This is a genomic window from Rhizobium sp. 01L410, from assembly GCF_056400165.1.
Genome location: NZ_JBFTST010000006.1, coordinates 109,623 through 125,022 on the forward strand (window position 1 = coordinate 109,623; position 15,400 = coordinate 125,022).

Below are 15,400 nucleotides of genomic sequence, written 5' to 3' on the forward strand. Positions count from 1 at the left end.
CACTGTTTCCCCTTTAGGCATAAGTGCTTAGCATTTGCGCCGGTTTCGGGAAAGTGTTAAGCCGAGTGAAACCGGCTGCCACGGAGGACGGGCCGGCCTCGCTGCCAATCGGGAGGAAGCGCGCCATGTCCGACACCATTTCGTTCCTTGCTCCGCGCGCCGATGTGCTTGCCCGCCGCAGCCAGATCGTCGGCGATCTCATCGATCTCCTGCCGCCGGAATGTCTGGTGCACGAGGCGCGCGAATTGGTGCCTTTCGAGACTGATGCCTTCGTCTCCTATCGCCGCCTGCCGCTCGCCGTCGCCCTGCCGCGCTCGACGGCCGAAGTCGCCGCCGTGATGAAATACTGCCATCGCTATGGCATCCCGGTCGTGCCGCGCGGCGCCGGCACCTCGCTGTCGGGTGGCGCCATCCCGCAGGAAGACGCCGTCGTCATCGGACTGTCGAAGATGAACAGCATCCTCGAGATCGACCTCGCCAACCGCGTTGCCGTCGTCCAGGCGGGCGTCACCAACCTCAATATTTCGGAATCCGTCTCTGCGGACGGTTTTTTCTATGCGCCGGATCCGAGCTCGCAGCTCGCCTGCACCATCGGCGGCAATATCGGCATGAATTCCGGCGGCGCCCACTGTCTGAAATACGGGGTCACCACCAACAACCTGCTCGGCGTCAAGATGGTGCTGACCGATGGCACGGTCATCGAACTCGGCGGCAAGGCGCTGGATGCCGGCGGCTATGATCTGCTCGGCCTCGTCTGCGGCCACGAGGGACAGCTCGGCATCGTTACCGAGGCGACGGTGCGGCTGATCGCCAAGCCTGAAGGCGCCCGCCCGGTTCTCTTCGGCTTCGATACATCGGAGGACGCCGGCTCCTGCGTCGCCGATGTCATCGCCTCCGGCATTATCCCCGTCGCCATCGAATTCATGGACAAGCCGGCGATCGAGATCTGCGAGGCCTTCGCCCATGCCGGTTATCCGCTCGATGTCGGCGCGCTCCTGATCGTCGAGGTCGAGGGCTCGGAAGCCGAGATGGACGACATGCTGAAGAGCATCGTCGAGATCGCCCGCAAGCACCGGGTCAAGACCGTGCGCGAATGCCAGTCGGCGACGGAAGCCGCGCTGATCTGGAAAGGCCGCAAATCCGCCTTCGGCGCTACCGGCCGCATTGCCGATTACATCTGCATGGATGGCACTGTGCCGCTCAGCCAGCTTTCCTACGTGTTGAAGAAGACCGCCGAGATCGTCGATCACTACGGCCTGCGCGTCGCCAACGTCTTTCACGCCGGCGATGGCAACATGCACCCGCTGATCCTCTTCAACGCCAACGACCCCGAGGATGCGGCGCGCGCCGAAGCGGCGGGTAACGACATCCTGAAGCTCTGCGTCGATGCCGGCGGTTGCCTGACCGGTGAACACGGCGTCGGCATCGAAAAGCGCGACCTGATGCGCCATCAATATTCCGAGGTGGACCTGGCACAGCAGATGTCGGCGCGTGCTGCCTTCGACCCGGGCTGGATCCTCAATCCTTCCAAGGTTTTCCCGCTCGATGGACGGCCGGCCGCATGAGTGAATTCTTCCCCGGGAGCGAAGACGAAGCCGCAGGGCTGATCCGCGAACACGCCGCATCAGGCAGAGCACTCGCCATCTCCGGCGGCGGCACCCGCGCCGGTTTCGGCAATGCTGTCGCGGCCGAAGACACGCTCCGCTCAACCCGCCTCTCCGGCATCGTCGCCTATAACCCCGGCGAAATGGTCATGACCGCGCGTGCCGGAACACCGGTCGCCGAGATCGAGGCCGCCCTTGCGGAAAACGGCCAGATGATGGCCTTCGAGCCGATGGATCACCGCGGCGTCATGGGCACCTCGGGCGAGCCGACGATCGGCGGTGTCTTTGCCGCCAATGTCTCCGGCCCCCGACGCTTCGTTTCGGGTGCGGCGCGTGACAGTCTGCTCGGCATCCGCTTCGTCAATGGCCGCGGCGAGATCATCAGGAACGGCGGCCGGGTGATGAAGAATGTCACCGGTCTCGATCTGGTGAAACTGCTGGCGGGTTCGCACGGCACGCTCGGCTTTCTCACCGAAGTGACCTTCCGCGTTCCCCCGCGTCCGAAAGCCGAAGAGACAGTCGTCATATCCGGCCTCAACGATGCCGAAGCGGCCAATGCGATGGCTGCCGCCATGGCGCTATCTGTCGAGGTCTCGGGTGCGGCGCATCTGCCGATGACGGTCACCTGGCGCTTTGCAGGCGGCACGCTGCCCGAAGGCGAGGCGACGGTGCTGCGCCTCGAGGGCCTGCCGGGTTCCGTCGAGGTGCGTGCCGAAAAGCTCGCCAAAGCGATGGCCGCTTTCGGGCCGGTCACCAAGCTCGATCAGCAGGTGAGCCGCGGCCTCTGGCGCGAAATCCGCGATGTCCATCCCTATGCCGATGGCACGATGCGCCCCGTCTGGCGCGTCTCGGTCGCGCCGTCCGCTGGTCACCAGCTCGTCGCCGCTCTCCGTCTCGAAGCTGGCGTCGATGCTTATTACGACTGGCAGGGTGGCCTCGTCTGGATGCGCATGGAGGCCGATCCCGAAGCCGGCCTGCTACGCCGCTTCATCAAGGCGCTCGGCGGCGGGCATGCAACGCTGATGCGTGCTTCGGAAGTGATGCGTGCTGACGTGGCGGCTTTCCAGCCGCAGCCGGAAGCGGTGGCAATGCTCTCGGCGCGGGTGAAGGAAAAGTTCGATCCGGCCGGGATTTTCAATCCGGGGAAGATGGGGTGGTGATGGCTGGCTTAGCATCTGTGGGCTACCCCCCTCTGTCCTGCCGGACATCTCCCCCTCAAGGGGGGAGATCGGCTGGGTGCACCCTCACGACGATCATTGTTCTGGCGAGCGGGCGCCGCTCGCCAATCTCCCCCCTTGAGGGGGAGATGCCCGGCAGGGCAGAGGGGGGTGCCCCCACCCACAACCCCTCGACGGGACACCACTGATGCAAACAAACTTCACCGCCGAGCAACTGACCGATCCCCACGTCGCCGAATCCGAAAAGATCCTGCGCAAATGCGTGCATTGCGGCTTCTGCACTGCCACCTGTCCCACCTACGTGACGCTCGGAAACGAGCTCGATAGCCCGCGCGGCCGCATCTATCTGATCAAGGACATGCTGGAAAACGATCGCCCGGCGGATGCCGAGGTGGTCACCCATATCGACCGCTGTCTCTCCTGCCTGGCCTGCGTCACCACCTGTCCGTCGGGCGTCGACTACATGCATCTGGTCGATCATGCCCGCGCCCATATCGAAAAGACCTACAAGCGGCCGCTCATGAACCGGCTGACGCGCGGCATCCTTGCTGCCGTCCTGCCCTATCCCGGCCGCTTCCGTCTGGCGTTGCGGCTTGCCCGTCTCGGCCGTCCGTTCCGCAGCCTGATGCGCGCCCCGGCGCTGAAACCCTTCGCCGCGATGCTGGCGCTTGCGCCGCGCACCGTGCCGGCACCGTCGGTCTATTCACGTTCCGGCAGCCATCCGGCCGAGGGGGCGAGGAAGGCGCGAGTGGCGATCCTCACCGGCTGCGCCCAGCCAGTGCTTGATCCCGGCATCACCGAGGCGGCGATCCGGCTTCTGACCCGCCTCGGCATCGAGGTCGTGGCGCCCGCGGGCGAAGTCTGCTGCGGTTCGCTGGTCCACCATATGGGCCGCGAGCAACAGGCGCTGGCCAGCGCCCGCGCCAATGTCGATGTCTGGATGCGCGAGATCGAAAACGGTGGCCTCGATGCGATCATCATCACCGCGTCGGGCTGCGGCACGACGATCAAGGACTACGGCCATATGCTGCGCCTCGACCCCGCCTATGCCGAAAAGGCGGCCGTCGTCTCCGGCCTCGCCAAGGACATCACCGAATATCTGGCAACGCTCGATCTGCCCTCGCATATGCCGAAAGGCGTCACCGTCGCCTATCACTCGGCCTGTTCCATGCAGCACGGCCAGAAGATCACCATGGCACCGAAGCAGCTCTTGAAGGCTGCCGGCTTCACCGTGCGCGATCCGGCCGAAGGCCATCTCTGCTGCGGCTCGGCCGGCACCTACAATATCATGCAGCCGGATATTTCAGCTGCCCTGAAGGCCCGCAAGGTCAAGAATATCGAGGCAACGAAGGCGGATGTGATCGCCACCGGCAATATCGGCTGCATCACCCAGATCGGCTCGGGCACCGGTGTTCCCATCGTCCATACCGTAGAATTGATCGATTGGGCCTATGGTGGTCCTGTACCTCAAAAATTAATGGATTTGCATATAGCCTGACTTTGGCCGGTTGTCGGCCGGTCATGGGATTCAGCGCTATGCGGCGTACACTTCTTTTGCTCTCTGTCTTTTTCGGTGCCGCAGGCACCGCGCATGCCGATAGCCGTTATTTCTGCTCGGCCGACGATGCAGCCACCCGCTTCACCGTCGAGATCGGCTTCAAGGCGGACGGCGGCCATGTGCTGAACCACTTCCGCGGCGGTCTGATGATCAAGGACGGCTCTGTGCCCGACCAGTTCAAGAAGCGCGTCTTCAATTCCAGCCACCTGACGAACCGGTGGTCGAACGGTGGCGAGCTGCGCATGGAAATCTATGATGACGGCGGCGACGATACATCCGGCCAGGCGCTGAATATGGTGGTCATGGCCGAAGGTGACGGCAAGGCCTTCAGCGGCACCTATGGGATGACTGTAACAGGCGGTTCCAAGCCGTTCACCGCAAGCGGCAAGGTCAGCTGCGGCTCGAAGTAAGCCTCTTGCTTACCAGTGGAACGAAACGCCGAGATTGACGGCGTTGGTGAAGATATCGGTCTTCAGCCGGTCGCCGCTGTCGATCGGCACATCCACCTTGGAATATGTGCCTTTGTATTCCACGAAGGTCGACCAGCGGTCGGTGATGCGGAAATCCACACCCGCCTGCGCCTGCAGCGTCACACCGCCGAATTCGTAGCCGAATGTGGTGCCGGATGGGCGCGTCACCTCGACATGCGGAATGTTCACCCCGACGCCGGCGCCGAGATAGGGCGTCCACCGCCCGCCGTCCTGCGGGAAGCGGTAGAGCGCATTGGCGGTCAACAGATTGAGCCCGTCGGTGAATTCGAAATGCGACCAGCCCGAAGCCACCAGCGTCTTGTCGTCGGCATAGACCTTGTCATGCGTATAGTCGATCGACAGGCCAAGATTGGGATGGCCCAAATCCTCCAGCCACCACGTCACCCGCGCGCCGTAATAAGGCGGCGAGCCGAAGGACTTGCCCTCCCAGCCTGCGGTGAAATGCGTCCCGTCCGACAGATCGACGCCGCTATGGGGTGCCGTCTGGTAGCCGCCATAGACGGAGAATTGCAGATCCTCGGCAAGGACAGGCGAGGTGAGACAGGCAAGGGCGGCAAGTCCAAACACGGACAGGCGAACGGCGCGGCGCATGGATTATCCCCGGATAGCAATACCGCCCATCTATCCCGCATTGTGTAACAGGCTTATTGCAAGGGCGGTGAGGTGCGAGATTTATGGTGGGTGGAGAGCCCTTCCCATTCTCGACCCTCATTCCTGTGCTTGTCACAGGAATCCAGGCCACCGCGCGTCTGCGCGGTGAATGACTCACTATGAGGCGAGGGATTCTCCTGCGCCCAAAGACTTGGGCGCGCTGGATCCCTGTGACAAGCACAGGGATGAGGAAGATGGTAGGCACTGAAACAAAAAGGGCGCCAGAAAGCGCCCTCTTCAATTCCATCAACCTGACAGCTTTCACCCGCCGAAAAGCGTCCTGAGAACATCAATGCCGCGGTCCTGGAAGGCGACGTTGCCCTGCTTGTTGCCGGGGCCGACGACGATCACCTTGGTGCCGACCGGAACGCGCTCGTAGAGATCCTGCACGTCGTTGTTGACCATGCGGATGCAGCCCGAAGACAGGTTGAGGCCGATCGTCCAGGGCTGGTTGGTGCCGTGGATGCGGAAGGCCGTGTCGCGGCCACCCTGGTAGAGATACATGGCGCGGGCGCCGAGTGGATTGTCCGGGCCGCCGGGCTGGAAGGCAGGCAGCTTATGGCCGGCCTTGGCTTCGCGGGCGCGCATTTCCGGCGGCGGCGTCCAGCCGGGCCACTCGGCCTTGCGGCCGACCTTCACGACGCCTGACCATCCGAAGCCTTCGCGGCCGACACCGATGCCATAGCGGGTCGCGCGGTTGTTGCCTTCGACGAAGTACAGATACTTGTTCACCGTATCGACGATGATGGTGCCTGGGGCTTCGTCGGTGACGAGGCGCACGACGCGCTTCTTGAACTGCGGCTTGACCGTCTTCACCTGCTTGACGCCGCGCACGGCGTCGGTTGCGGTCAGCTGCGGTTCGGCATGGGCAAGGCTCAACGTGCTGGCCAATGCAATCGCAGAGGCTGCCGCGAGCCGGACAATATGCTTCATTCTCTATTCCCCTCTCGTAAGGATCCCGGCCAAGCTAGCCAATTTGCCCTGGATTTCAAGCTTCAGAGGGGTTTGCGCGTGTTTTTGTGCCGCGGCGCGCCGTTCTTGCAACGGCCCGCCGCAGCCTTGCGACCTTTAGATCACGATCACGCGGGTGCCAACATTGACGCGCTCGTAAAGGTCAGTCACGTCCTCATTGCGCATGCGGATGCAGCCGGAGGAAACCGCGTTGCCGATGGTCCAGGGCGCGTTGGTGCCGTGGATGCGGTAGAGTGTCGAGCCGAGATACATGGCGCGGGCGCCGAGCGGATTTTCCGGGCCGCCATCCATGCGGGCGGGCAGATAGTGACCCTTGGCAGCTTCGCGGCTGATCATTTCGGAAGGCGGGGTCCAGTCCGGCCATTCGGCCTTGCGGGTAATTCGGTGCTCGCCGGCCCATTCGAAGCCCGGCTTGCCGACGCCGACGCCGTAGCGGCGGGCCTTGCCATTCGCCATCACGAGGTAGAGGAAGCGGTTGTTGGTATCGATGACGATCGTGCCAAGCCTTTCCTTGGTGTCGTAATCGACCATCTGCGGCAGGAACTGCGGATCGAACTGCTCGCGGACAACAGGAATTGCGCCGGGGCGCACGACCGCAACCTGCTGAATACCGGCAGGGGCTGCGCGGCGCACGATGCGCGGCTGATACTGGAACAGCCCGCGGCGCTGCGGCTGAATGACCGGGCGCTGATAGACGACAGGGCGCACGTTGCTGCCGCCCAGCTGGTTGAGCCAGGGCGCGGTCAGATCGGGGCTGAGGACGACGGGCGGGCGGGTCGCATAGCGATCGTCACCAAGGGCAGGCGAGGTAAGCAGGCCAATCAGGCTTGCGGCAATCAAAACGGATTTCATCATCGGACGGAACTCTCTACATATGACCGAAAATGCTGGGGCGGGCATTTCCGCCTGGCCGGATGCTGCCACCGCTCCGGCCAGCGAATGGTAAAGATCGATTCATTAAACTGCGAAGCACCGGATAAACTTTTCGTCAGGGTTACTGTTCGGTTTGGAAACGGGGTTTCTAAATGGTAAAGCCGCAATTGAAGCGTAAAATCAGCGGGGAAGCATGAGCGATACGGGCATCACGACCGGCGACGACGGAAAGAGCCGCTGCCACTGGCACGCCAACCTTCCTGACTATATGCGCTATCATGACGAGGAGTGGGGCAGGCCTGTCACCGATGACATCCGCCTGTTCGAAAAGATCTGTCTGGAAGGTTTCCAGTCGGGCCTTTCGTGGCTGACGATCCTGCGAAAGCGGGAGAATTTTCGCGCCGCCTTTGCCGGTTTCGATTTCGAGAAGGTCGCGCTTTTCGACGACGCGGATATCGAGCGCTGTGTTGCTGACGCAGGCATCATCCGCCATCGCGGCAAGATCGTTTCGACGATCAACAATGCCAGACGCGCCATCGAGCTGAAAAGGGAATTCGGGTCGCTTGCCCGCTATTTCTGGAGCTACGAGCCGGGCACCGGCGACCGCCCTGGTGCCATCGACCGTGCCTATATCGCCGCCAACCCGACGACGCCGGTTTCCGTCCGCATTTCCAAGGATTTGAAGAAGCGCGGCTGGACCTTTGTCGGCCCGACCACAGTTTATGCTTTCATGCAGGCGGTGGGGCTCGTCAACGATCACGTCGAGGGCTGTTTCTGCCGCTCAGAGGTGGAAGCGATACGGAAGGCACTGGTGCGTCCATGAGGAAACTGCTTGCGACAGGCGCTCTAATGGTTCTTTCAGCGCTTCCCGCCTTCGCCCAGGCGCCGCAGCTGGATCCCGGCGAGAAGCTGGAGAAGCTTCAGTTTCCGGCCGTGACCATGCAGATCAAGGGCTGGACGAAGTTCGGCAACAGCCATGTCTTTACGCTGCCTGTCAAAGCCGGCCAGCATGTAAAGATCAGCTTCACGACACGCAGCCAGTTTGCGTTTCTGGCGATCTTCGATCTGTCGAAGGGCGATGACGAGGCATTCTTCGGCACGGATGAGGACGGTTCTGTCCTCGATACCATCGCCAAGGAAGACACGACCTGGATGCTGCGGCCCTATTATTCGAAGGTCTCTCCCCGGCGCGGCCTCGGTGCTCCCTATACACTGATGATCGAGCCTCAGGCGCCCGGCACCGCGCCGCCTGCGGCCAAGCCTGAAGAGCCGCAGCGGCCGTCGCTGTTTCCGCCGAAATCAGGCGCGGACGAAGAGGAATAGGTCAGCCCAACTGATCGAGCAGCCCGCGCAACTCGCCAAGATTGGCGATCTTGCGGAAGCGCGGCGCGTCCGACGGCTCCTCCACATGCTCCAGCACCCAGGTCAGCTCATGCGGCACGAACACGCCGTAGCTGCCGGCGGCGATGGCCGGGACGATGTCTGATTTCAGCGAGTTGCCGACCATCATTGCCCGCTCCGGCCCATCTCCCACCTTCGAGAAAATCCGCCGGTAGGTGACCGCCGTCTTGTCCGAGACGATCTCGACGGCATCGAAGAAATCGCCGAGGCCGGATTGCGCCAGCTTGCGCTCCTGGTCGAACAGGTCGCCCTTGGTGATCAGCACTAGCAGGTAGTTTCCGGCCAACGCCTCCAGCGTGTCCTGCACGTGCGGCATGGTTTCGACCGGGTGGGAGAGAAGATCGCGTCCGATATCGAGGATCTGTGCGATGACACCAGCCGGGACGCTGCCGTCCGTCATCTCGATCGCCGTCTCGATCATCGACAGCGTGAAGCCTTTGATGCCGAAGCCGTAATGGGCGAGGTTGCGCTTCTCGGCTTCCAGCAGCCGTTCCGAAATCTTCGGTCCCGCAGCAAAATCGGCAAGCAGCTCGGTGAAGTGCGCTTCCGTCAGCCGGTAATATTGCTCGTTCTGCCAGAGCGTATCGTCAGCATCGAAGCCGATCGTCGTCAGCGCGTGCTTGCTCATCGGGTGCTCCTGCAATTCCCTCGCCCTGAATCTATCGGCGTGGCCTTTGGAGACAAGGCCTTTGTTTTTTGACGGACGGGATGCCGCATGCTGTTGAAATGCTGCCGGGCGTGCTTACGTAAAAAGTGCCTCATCAGCAGCCAGCCCCGGCTGTGCCTGCCATGCAGGCCAATAATCAAAAGATTGCGTTCAGCAGTCCACGGGCACCCCCGCCTGTGGCAGTCACAAGGAAATTTCCTCATGAAATACAATCAGCTTGGAAATACCGGCCTTTTCGTTTCCGAAATCTGCCTGGGAACGATGACCTTCGGTGAAGCCAATGAAGGCAGCCCGTGGGGTGCCATCGCTGATGTCGATCAGGCCGCCGCCGACAAGATCGTCGAGCGCTCGCTGGCCGCAGGCGTCAATTTCATCGACACTGCCGACGTCTATTCCTTCGGCGAATCCGAAAGGCTCCTCGGCCAGGCGTTGAAGAACCTCAATGTCCCCCGCAAGGACGTCGTCATCGCCACCAAGGTCTATGGCGTGATGGGCAGCAAGCCGAACGACCGCGGCGCCTCTCGCGGCCACATCATGGATTCGGTCGATGCCAGCCTGAAGCGGCTGCAGACGGATCACATTGACCTCTACCAGATCCACGCCACCGACACCGTCACCCCGATCGACGAAACCCTGCGGGCTTTCGACGATCTCGTCGCCCAGGGCAAGGTGCGCTATGTCGGCGTCTCCAACTGGCAGGCATGGCGGATCGCCAAGGCGCTGGGCATTTCCGAACGCCGCGGCTTCGCCCGCTTCGAGACGATCCAGGCTTACTACTCGATCGCCGGTCGCGACCTCGAGCGCGAGATCGTGCCGCTGATGAATGAAGAGAAGCTCGGCCTGATGGTCTGGTCGCCGCTCGCGGGCGGTCTGCTCTCCGGCAAGTACGGTCCGGGCGCCCCCGGCAACGGTGAGGGCCGCCGCGCCACCTTCGACTTCCCGCCTGTCGACAAGGACCGTGCCTGGGCCTGCGTCGCCGTCATGCGAGAAGTCGCTGAAAAGCACGGCGTCAGCGTCGCCACTGTGGCGCTCGCCTATGTGCTCGCCAAGCCCTTCGTTACGACGGTCATCATCGGTGCCAAGCGGATCGAGCAGCTCGATCAGAACCTTGCAGCGACGGGCCTCAAGCTCGATGCCGACGACCTGAAAAAGCTCGACGACGTCAGTGCTCTGGCGCCTGAGTATCCCGGCTGGATGGTTGCCCGCCAGGGCGCCGGCCGCCGCCCGGAACCGTTTGAGCCAAAGGCTTAAGTTAGTTGAATGCGACCGCGCTGATGAAGCGCGGTCGCGTGAAGGCGCGCTCGGCGAAGGTCATCTGTCCGAAGCCGAGAATGTTGGAGAGCATCGTGTAGGTCGTGGCCCCCTCGACATAGATGATCGAGTCGCCGTCGGTGATTTGCGGCAAAGTCGAGCTGTCGAGTACCTGCGCCTTCAACAGGCTGACGGTGCCGCTCTCCTTCTTCCAGTCCAGCTTGTAGACGCCGGCGGTCTTCTTGATGCTGGAGATCCTGAGTGCGCTAGGCGCTGTGCTGTTCTGCTGCAGGTTGGTGAAGACACCGTAGATGTTGGAAACGAAGGTGGCGTCGATCGAAGTCTGGCGTGAAATGACATCCGCCACCACGCCATTGGCTTCGACGATGTTCTGATAGGTCCGGAACATGTCGAAGACGGCGACACTGCCGATGAAGAAGAAGATCATCACCGGCGCGACGAAGGAAAATTCGATCGCCGAGGCGCCGGAGTGGTTTTTCAGCAAGTCTTTGAGAAGCGTGATCATCAGCCCGGCTCGTTCACGAAGGCGAAGCGCGAGGTGAGCCGCACGCCGCCAGTATTGTCCTTCGGCATCGCTAGGCCGTAGCCAAGCCCCGGCACGATCGGATCGACCACATAGCAGGCACGCGCGAAAACGATTTGCGAGCGCTGCCCGCCGGTATAGGTGGTGACAGGGTCGATATTGACGCTCCGGTCAACGCAGGAGGTTTCGGTTGTCGGAAAGTCGGTCGATTTGCTGATCGGCGTGAATTCGATGCGGATCGACTTGAGGCAATTGGTCAGAATGATCGCCTCGTCGCAGACTTTTTTCTTGAAATCATCATAGGTGAAGTTCGAACCCGCCACCTGCAGCGCACGCGAACCGCGGCTGACGGCGCGGTCGAGCATGATCGACTGCGTCATGATCCATCCCGCTTCGAAAGTAGAGAAGACGAGCGAGAAGACGATCGGCGCCAGGATGGCGAATTCGATCCCGGCGGCGCCGCCGCGGTCACGTCTGAGACGATTGACAAGAGAGGTCACTGTGTCAGCCTCAGCTTCTTGATCGAGGTCGAGATCGACTTGAAGGCATCGCCGATGCCGGAGCCGGAGGCGGGGTAATAGTGGCCGGGGCTGGTGGCACAGTTGGTCATCTGTGTCGTCGCATTGCCGCTCACTTCGAAGCCGATGGTAAAGACGGTAATGCCGTTGGTCTTGGCTGCGGTACAGACCGAGGACAGCATCTTCGCTGTATCCGTGGAGTTGATGATCTGCTTGTTGTCAGGCGCCTGCGAGACCGGGCGGCTATAATCTTTCGGGCGGTACTGCTCGGTGATGGCACCATCCGTCATCAGCACGATGACCTTCATCGTATCCGGATCGCCGAAGGCCGCCGGCCGGTTGGCGAATTTCGCATCCATCATCTTGGCGTCGATGGCTGCATTGACGATGGTCTTGGCGCCCGGATTGAGCAGCATGTAGCCCCACTGCATGGCATTCTGCGTACCCGTGCCATCATGCAGTTCGAGCTGTGTGATGCGGTTCTTCAGATAGGTCGCATCGTTGGAGAAATAGGTGATCGCCGTCGATTCCACCGGACACCACCAGGGCTTCAGATCGGTACGGCCGTAGTTCCACTGGGTGAAATGCGGAACCTGCGCCGCATCCTTGAAGCTCGGCACGCCGCCGCCGAAACCGGTGGTGCTGAGCTCGACACAGGAAGAGTTCGAGTGGTCGCGCTTGGCGCCGAGCTTGTCGAAAACAGCAGCCCCGATATTCACGTGGCCCGCATAGGGCACGATGGTGATCGTCGTATAATCCTTGGTCTCGTCGGTCAGCACCTGATCGATGAACTGCTGGGCCGCCTTCTTCAGGTTCTTGATGCGGTTGCCGTTCATCGAGCCCGACATGTCGAGCATCAGCGACATCTCGATATTCTGCTTGGCTTCCTCTGCCGTCGAAACTGCGGCTACACTCAGCTGACGGACGCCGACAAGGTGGATGAAGGTGGTGTTCATCACATAGGCGGCGCTGGCATTGATCTTGCGGGAATTCAGCCCCTTTGTTTCGGTGAAGCTGAGGGCGATGTCCTGCGCATAGTCGAGGTTCTTCATGAAGCTGCGCAGCGTATCCTCGGGCTTCTCCTTCTGGGAAAGCGAGGCCGCCGCCAGCACGCCGCGATCGAGGCCATCCTGCATCTCGACGCGGATCGCTTCATAGCGCGCCAGATCGATGCCGGCACCGCCCATGGCAATCAGCGGAACGAGCAGCAGGGCGAAGACCATGGCGACATTGCCGTTGGTCTCGCGGGCGAGCCTGCGCGCTTTCGAAAGAAGATGTCTCATCGATTTCCCTAACTTGATGAGACGATTTGTATTTTACATAAATTAGAATTTCGTAATCAAAACATTACTAAGTCGTTCTAAATAAAACGCAATAATAGCATCTTGATTGCAGAAGTATCGCTAAGCGCGATATCTATATAACCAAGGCGCCAGTTTTAGAACTGGCGCCTCGCTTCATGATTGATTACTTGGCGTTTTTACTCAACCATGCGTTCATCTCGGCAATTTCAGCTTCCTGAGCCTTGATGACGGCTTCGGCCAGTTTGCGAATCTCCGGATCCTTGCCGTATTGCAGCTCGATCTTCGCCATGTCGATTGCTCCCTGATGATGCGGGATCATGCCACGGACGAAATCGACATCGGCATTGCCGGTCATCTCGATCATCATGTCCTTGTGCATCTTGGCATTAGCCTCGGCAAAGGCATGGCTGGAGGCGCCGTGGTCGCCCATCGGCTTGCTCATGTCCATCTGCATGTCTTCGGCAAATGCCGGGGCGGCAAAGGCGAGAGTGGAGAGAAGAGCGATGATTTTCATAGACATGCGAGGTCCTTCCTCTGTCTGACAAAAGGGATTGCACGATCATGTTCGTGCGGCCGTATCGCGAGATTGTCAGATGAAACGAGGAGGGGGCGCCTGCGGGGCGGGACGCAGATCGGCAAGCGCCTTTGCGGCCGCTGGTACGGGATAGGCAAAGACATGCTTTCCGCCATCACTGATCATCACGGCGGCAGGCGTCACCACGCAGTAGGAGCAAATCGACATATGGCTTGGATTGCCCGACGCGCACGGGTCCTTAGACATCTCGTGACCACTGTGCTCCGCCACCAAGTCAGGCATATCGGCCATACCATGCATGCCATGCTGCATCTCTGATGCCGATGGCTGGCTCATCGCTGCGCACATAGGACAGCCCGCCCAGGCGGACGCGCTGAAGGTCAGCCAGCCGAGTATCATCGCTATGATCGAAACGAGACGCATGAGTTGAAGATAGGCGAGGGCGCCTGCTTCGCCAAGAGGCGGCTCAGAGCTTTGCGGCCTTGCGCAACACGTCATTGATCCGCCCCTGCCAACCCTTGCCGGTGGCCTTGAAGGCATCGATGACATCGGGATCGAGCCGCAGCGAAATCTGCCGCTTCGGCTTCTCCATCACCGGCCGGCCACGCGCCCGGCGAATGCTCTCGGCAAGTTCGGGAAACACTTCCGCGAAAGGCCGCGCATTCTTGAAGTCTTCCTCGGTCCATTCGGGATTGTCGCTGACGGCGTCCCAATCGGCCTTGCTATACCCGCGCCCTTCCTTGAACTCGGACTGCAATTCAATTTTCTTGGTTGTCATTGAGTAGCCGCCTTTCCGTTGCTTTGGCCGGGCGCATCGAAATCACTGATAGTGCTTCGATACCCAGTCTCGCGAAGATCACCACGATGGTTCCGTCCGCAAACCGCCCGATCGCCATCATGCGACGGCCGCGAGCGGGTTGAAGAACGGCGGACAGGAAAAATCCCAGATCGAGATCGGCAAAATCCAATCCGTGCTTGTCGAGATTTGCAAGCCGCTTCGGCTCATCCCAAACGATCTTAACCGCAATGATATCCGATATTAAAAGTGATACAATAAATCCTGGATTGCAGCCAGAATAATCTGCATCTCAATAGACGGCAATCACCTGATGAACGATCTGGTAGTCGCTGCTCTCCTCGCCGAGCGGGGCCACCGGCCAGGCCCAGGATGCCTTGGTCTCCGCTGGCGGCTGAACGCCCTGCAGCAGATCGGCCGTCTCATGCGTCTTTCCGGTCCGGTCATTCACCGCATAGGACATATCGGTCACCAGGCAGGTCGCGCAGGGAAGCGCTTTCAATCCATCGATATGCGCCGCGATCAGCCGCTGGACCGTATCCTCTGGCATGGCGCCGTCTTGCTCCGCCTCGAAGCGCCGCTTCACGCCGCGGCCGATCTGCGACAGCAGGTTCGCCGAAACCACGAAGTCCAGGTAGGGTACGCCGCGCAGAAAGCCGAGCGGCTCGGCATGGCCCGCCGTCAGCAACTCCTCATAGCCCGAAAGATCGCGCTCGATCAGGCGGACATTCCGGTAGCGTTTCGCCTTCAGCCAGAAACGGACGGAGGCAAGGTGAACCAGATCGACAAGCACCACGGTATCGAAGGTCTTCGCTAGTGCCTCGATCGGCACATCGCGCAGCAGGCCGGAGCCGAGCACGACTGCCGTGCGCTTCTGGCGGAGGCCGGATGCTGCCGCCAGCATCGCCGCCCGGCTCTTTTCCTCGTGCTCCGCCCATTGCCTGCTGCAGCGCCTCGCGCGGGACCAAAGGTTGACGGAATAGCGGATGAACTTGCGGTGCGGCTTCGCCGTCGCCGGCAGCGTTGCGAGGTAGAAAAGGGCTTCGAGTATCATGAA

At 61.3% G+C, this 15,400-nt stretch carries 19 protein-coding genes; 7 read left to right on the forward strand and 12 right to left on the reverse strand.

The features are described from left to right. Nucleotides 1-125: 125 nt before the first annotated feature. The 4 genes from AC1DV9_RS14820 to AC1DV9_RS14835 all read left to right on the forward strand — a co-directional run bounded on the left by AC1DV9_RS14820 (nucleotide 126) and on the right by AC1DV9_RS14835 (nucleotide 4,750). On the forward strand, nucleotides 126-1,565 hold the full coding sequence (locus AC1DV9_RS14820; protein WP_477948709.1) for an FAD-linked oxidase C-terminal domain-containing protein: 1,440 nt from the start codon (nucleotides 126-128) through the stop codon (nucleotides 1,563-1,565). Further along, nucleotides 1,562-2,764 carry an FAD-binding protein gene (locus tag AC1DV9_RS14825; RefSeq protein WP_477948711.1) on the forward strand — a complete coding sequence of 401 codons (1,203 nt, stop codon included), beginning with the start codon at nucleotides 1,562-1,564 and terminating at the stop codon, nucleotides 2,762-2,764. The genes AC1DV9_RS14820 and AC1DV9_RS14825 overlap by 4 nt, the downstream gene beginning before the upstream one ends. A 205-nt stretch (nucleotides 2,765-2,969) precedes the next feature. Beyond that, entirely contained in the window at nucleotides 2,970-4,280 is a 1,311-nt protein-coding gene (gene glcF, locus AC1DV9_RS14830; protein ID WP_477948713.1) for a glycolate oxidase subunit GlcF, read from the forward strand. A 38-nt stretch (nucleotides 4,281-4,318) separates the two neighbouring features. After that, entirely contained in the window at nucleotides 4,319-4,750 is a 432-nt protein-coding gene (locus tag AC1DV9_RS14835; RefSeq protein ID WP_112390614.1) for a hypothetical protein, read from the forward strand. A gap of 9 nt (nucleotides 4,751-4,759) precedes the next feature. Here AC1DV9_RS14835 and AC1DV9_RS14840 read toward each other — a convergent pair whose 3' ends face one another. The 3 genes from AC1DV9_RS14840 to AC1DV9_RS14850 form a co-directional block, all read right to left on the reverse strand. After that, the gene (locus AC1DV9_RS14840) at nucleotides 4,760-5,422 is read right to left on the reverse strand and encodes an outer membrane protein (RefSeq protein ID WP_477948715.1); all 663 of its coding nucleotides are present in this window, start codon (nucleotides 5,420-5,422) and stop codon (nucleotides 4,760-4,762) included. Nucleotides 5,423-5,743: 321 nt separating this feature from the next. Further along, nucleotides 5,744-6,415 (reverse strand): L,D-transpeptidase, encoded by a 672-nt coding sequence (locus tag AC1DV9_RS14845; RefSeq protein ID WP_477948723.1) that lies wholly within the window; start codon nucleotides 6,413-6,415, stop codon nucleotides 5,744-5,746. 135 nt (nucleotides 6,416-6,550) lie between these two features. Then, nucleotides 6,551-7,309, reverse strand: coding sequence for a L,D-transpeptidase (locus tag AC1DV9_RS14850; protein ID WP_477948727.1), 759 nt, complete (start codon nucleotides 7,307-7,309; stop codon nucleotides 6,551-6,553). A 211-nt stretch (nucleotides 7,310-7,520) separates the two neighbouring features. On the opposite strand from AC1DV9_RS14850, the gene AC1DV9_RS14855 reads away from it, so the two are divergent. Both AC1DV9_RS14855 and AC1DV9_RS14860 read left to right on the forward strand, forming a co-directional pair. Beyond that, complete coding sequence (locus AC1DV9_RS14855) at nucleotides 7,521-8,150, forward strand: DNA-3-methyladenine glycosylase I (protein WP_477948729.1); 630 nt, start codon at nucleotides 7,521-7,523, stop codon at nucleotides 8,148-8,150. Next, entirely contained in the window at nucleotides 8,147-8,650 is a 504-nt protein-coding gene (locus AC1DV9_RS14860) for a hypothetical protein (RefSeq protein WP_112390600.1), read from the forward strand. The genes AC1DV9_RS14855 and AC1DV9_RS14860 overlap by 4 nt, the downstream gene beginning before the upstream one ends. Nucleotide 8,651: 1 nt before the next feature. On the opposite strand, the gene AC1DV9_RS14865 is transcribed toward AC1DV9_RS14860, so the two are convergent. Beyond that, nucleotides 8,652-9,356: an HAD family hydrolase gene (locus AC1DV9_RS14865; protein ID WP_477948731.1), complete on the reverse strand. Its 705-nt coding sequence runs from the start codon at nucleotides 9,354-9,356 to the stop codon at nucleotides 8,652-8,654. A gap of 240 nt (nucleotides 9,357-9,596) precedes the next feature. Between AC1DV9_RS14865 and AC1DV9_RS14870 the strand changes: the two genes are divergently transcribed. Beyond that, a complete protein-coding gene (locus AC1DV9_RS14870) occupies nucleotides 9,597-10,646 on the forward strand; it encodes an aldo/keto reductase (RefSeq protein WP_477948733.1) in 1,050 nt (349 codons plus the stop codon). A 1-nt stretch (nucleotide 10,647) separates the two neighbouring features. Here AC1DV9_RS14870 and AC1DV9_RS14875 read toward each other — a convergent pair whose 3' ends face one another. From AC1DV9_RS14875 to AC1DV9_RS14910, 8 genes are all read right to left on the reverse strand, one after another. Continuing rightward, entirely contained in the window at nucleotides 10,648-11,172 is a 525-nt protein-coding gene (locus AC1DV9_RS14875; RefSeq protein WP_477948735.1) for a TadE/TadG family type IV pilus assembly protein, read from the reverse strand. Further along, nucleotides 11,172-11,690, reverse strand: coding sequence for a TadE/TadG family type IV pilus assembly protein (locus AC1DV9_RS14880; RefSeq protein WP_477948737.1), 519 nt, complete (start codon nucleotides 11,688-11,690; stop codon nucleotides 11,172-11,174). The genes AC1DV9_RS14875 and AC1DV9_RS14880 overlap by 1 nt, the downstream gene beginning before the upstream one ends. Further along, nucleotides 11,687-12,991 (reverse strand): TadE/TadG family type IV pilus assembly protein, encoded by a 1,305-nt coding sequence (locus AC1DV9_RS14885; protein ID WP_477948739.1) that lies wholly within the window; start codon nucleotides 12,989-12,991, stop codon nucleotides 11,687-11,689. The genes AC1DV9_RS14880 and AC1DV9_RS14885 overlap by 4 nt, the downstream gene beginning before the upstream one ends. Before the next feature lie 184 nt (nucleotides 12,992-13,175). Further along, entirely contained in the window at nucleotides 13,176-13,532 is a 357-nt protein-coding gene (copM, locus tag AC1DV9_RS14890; protein ID WP_477948741.1) for a CopM family metallochaperone, read from the reverse strand. Nucleotides 13,533-13,601: 69 nt separating this feature from the next. Continuing rightward, complete coding sequence (locus AC1DV9_RS14895) at nucleotides 13,602-13,793, reverse strand: hypothetical protein (protein WP_477948743.1); 192 nt, start codon at nucleotides 13,791-13,793, stop codon at nucleotides 13,602-13,604. 220 nt (nucleotides 13,794-14,013) lie between these two features. Beyond that, nucleotides 14,014-14,325: a BrnA antitoxin family protein gene (locus AC1DV9_RS14900; protein WP_477948745.1), complete on the reverse strand. Its 312-nt coding sequence runs from the start codon at nucleotides 14,323-14,325 to the stop codon at nucleotides 14,014-14,016. Continuing rightward, nucleotides 14,306-14,602 carry a BrnT family toxin gene (locus AC1DV9_RS14905; RefSeq protein ID WP_477949069.1) on the reverse strand — a complete coding sequence of 99 codons (297 nt, stop codon included), beginning with the start codon at nucleotides 14,600-14,602 and terminating at the stop codon, nucleotides 14,306-14,308. Before AC1DV9_RS14905 ends, AC1DV9_RS14900 begins: the two co-directional genes overlap by 20 nt. A gap of 33 nt (nucleotides 14,603-14,635) precedes the next feature. Then, nucleotides 14,636-15,397, reverse strand: a complete 762-nt coding sequence (locus AC1DV9_RS14910; RefSeq protein WP_477948747.1) for a hypothetical protein — start codon at nucleotides 15,395-15,397, stop codon at nucleotides 14,636-14,638. Between the last annotated feature and the right edge of the window lie 3 nt (nucleotides 15,398-15,400).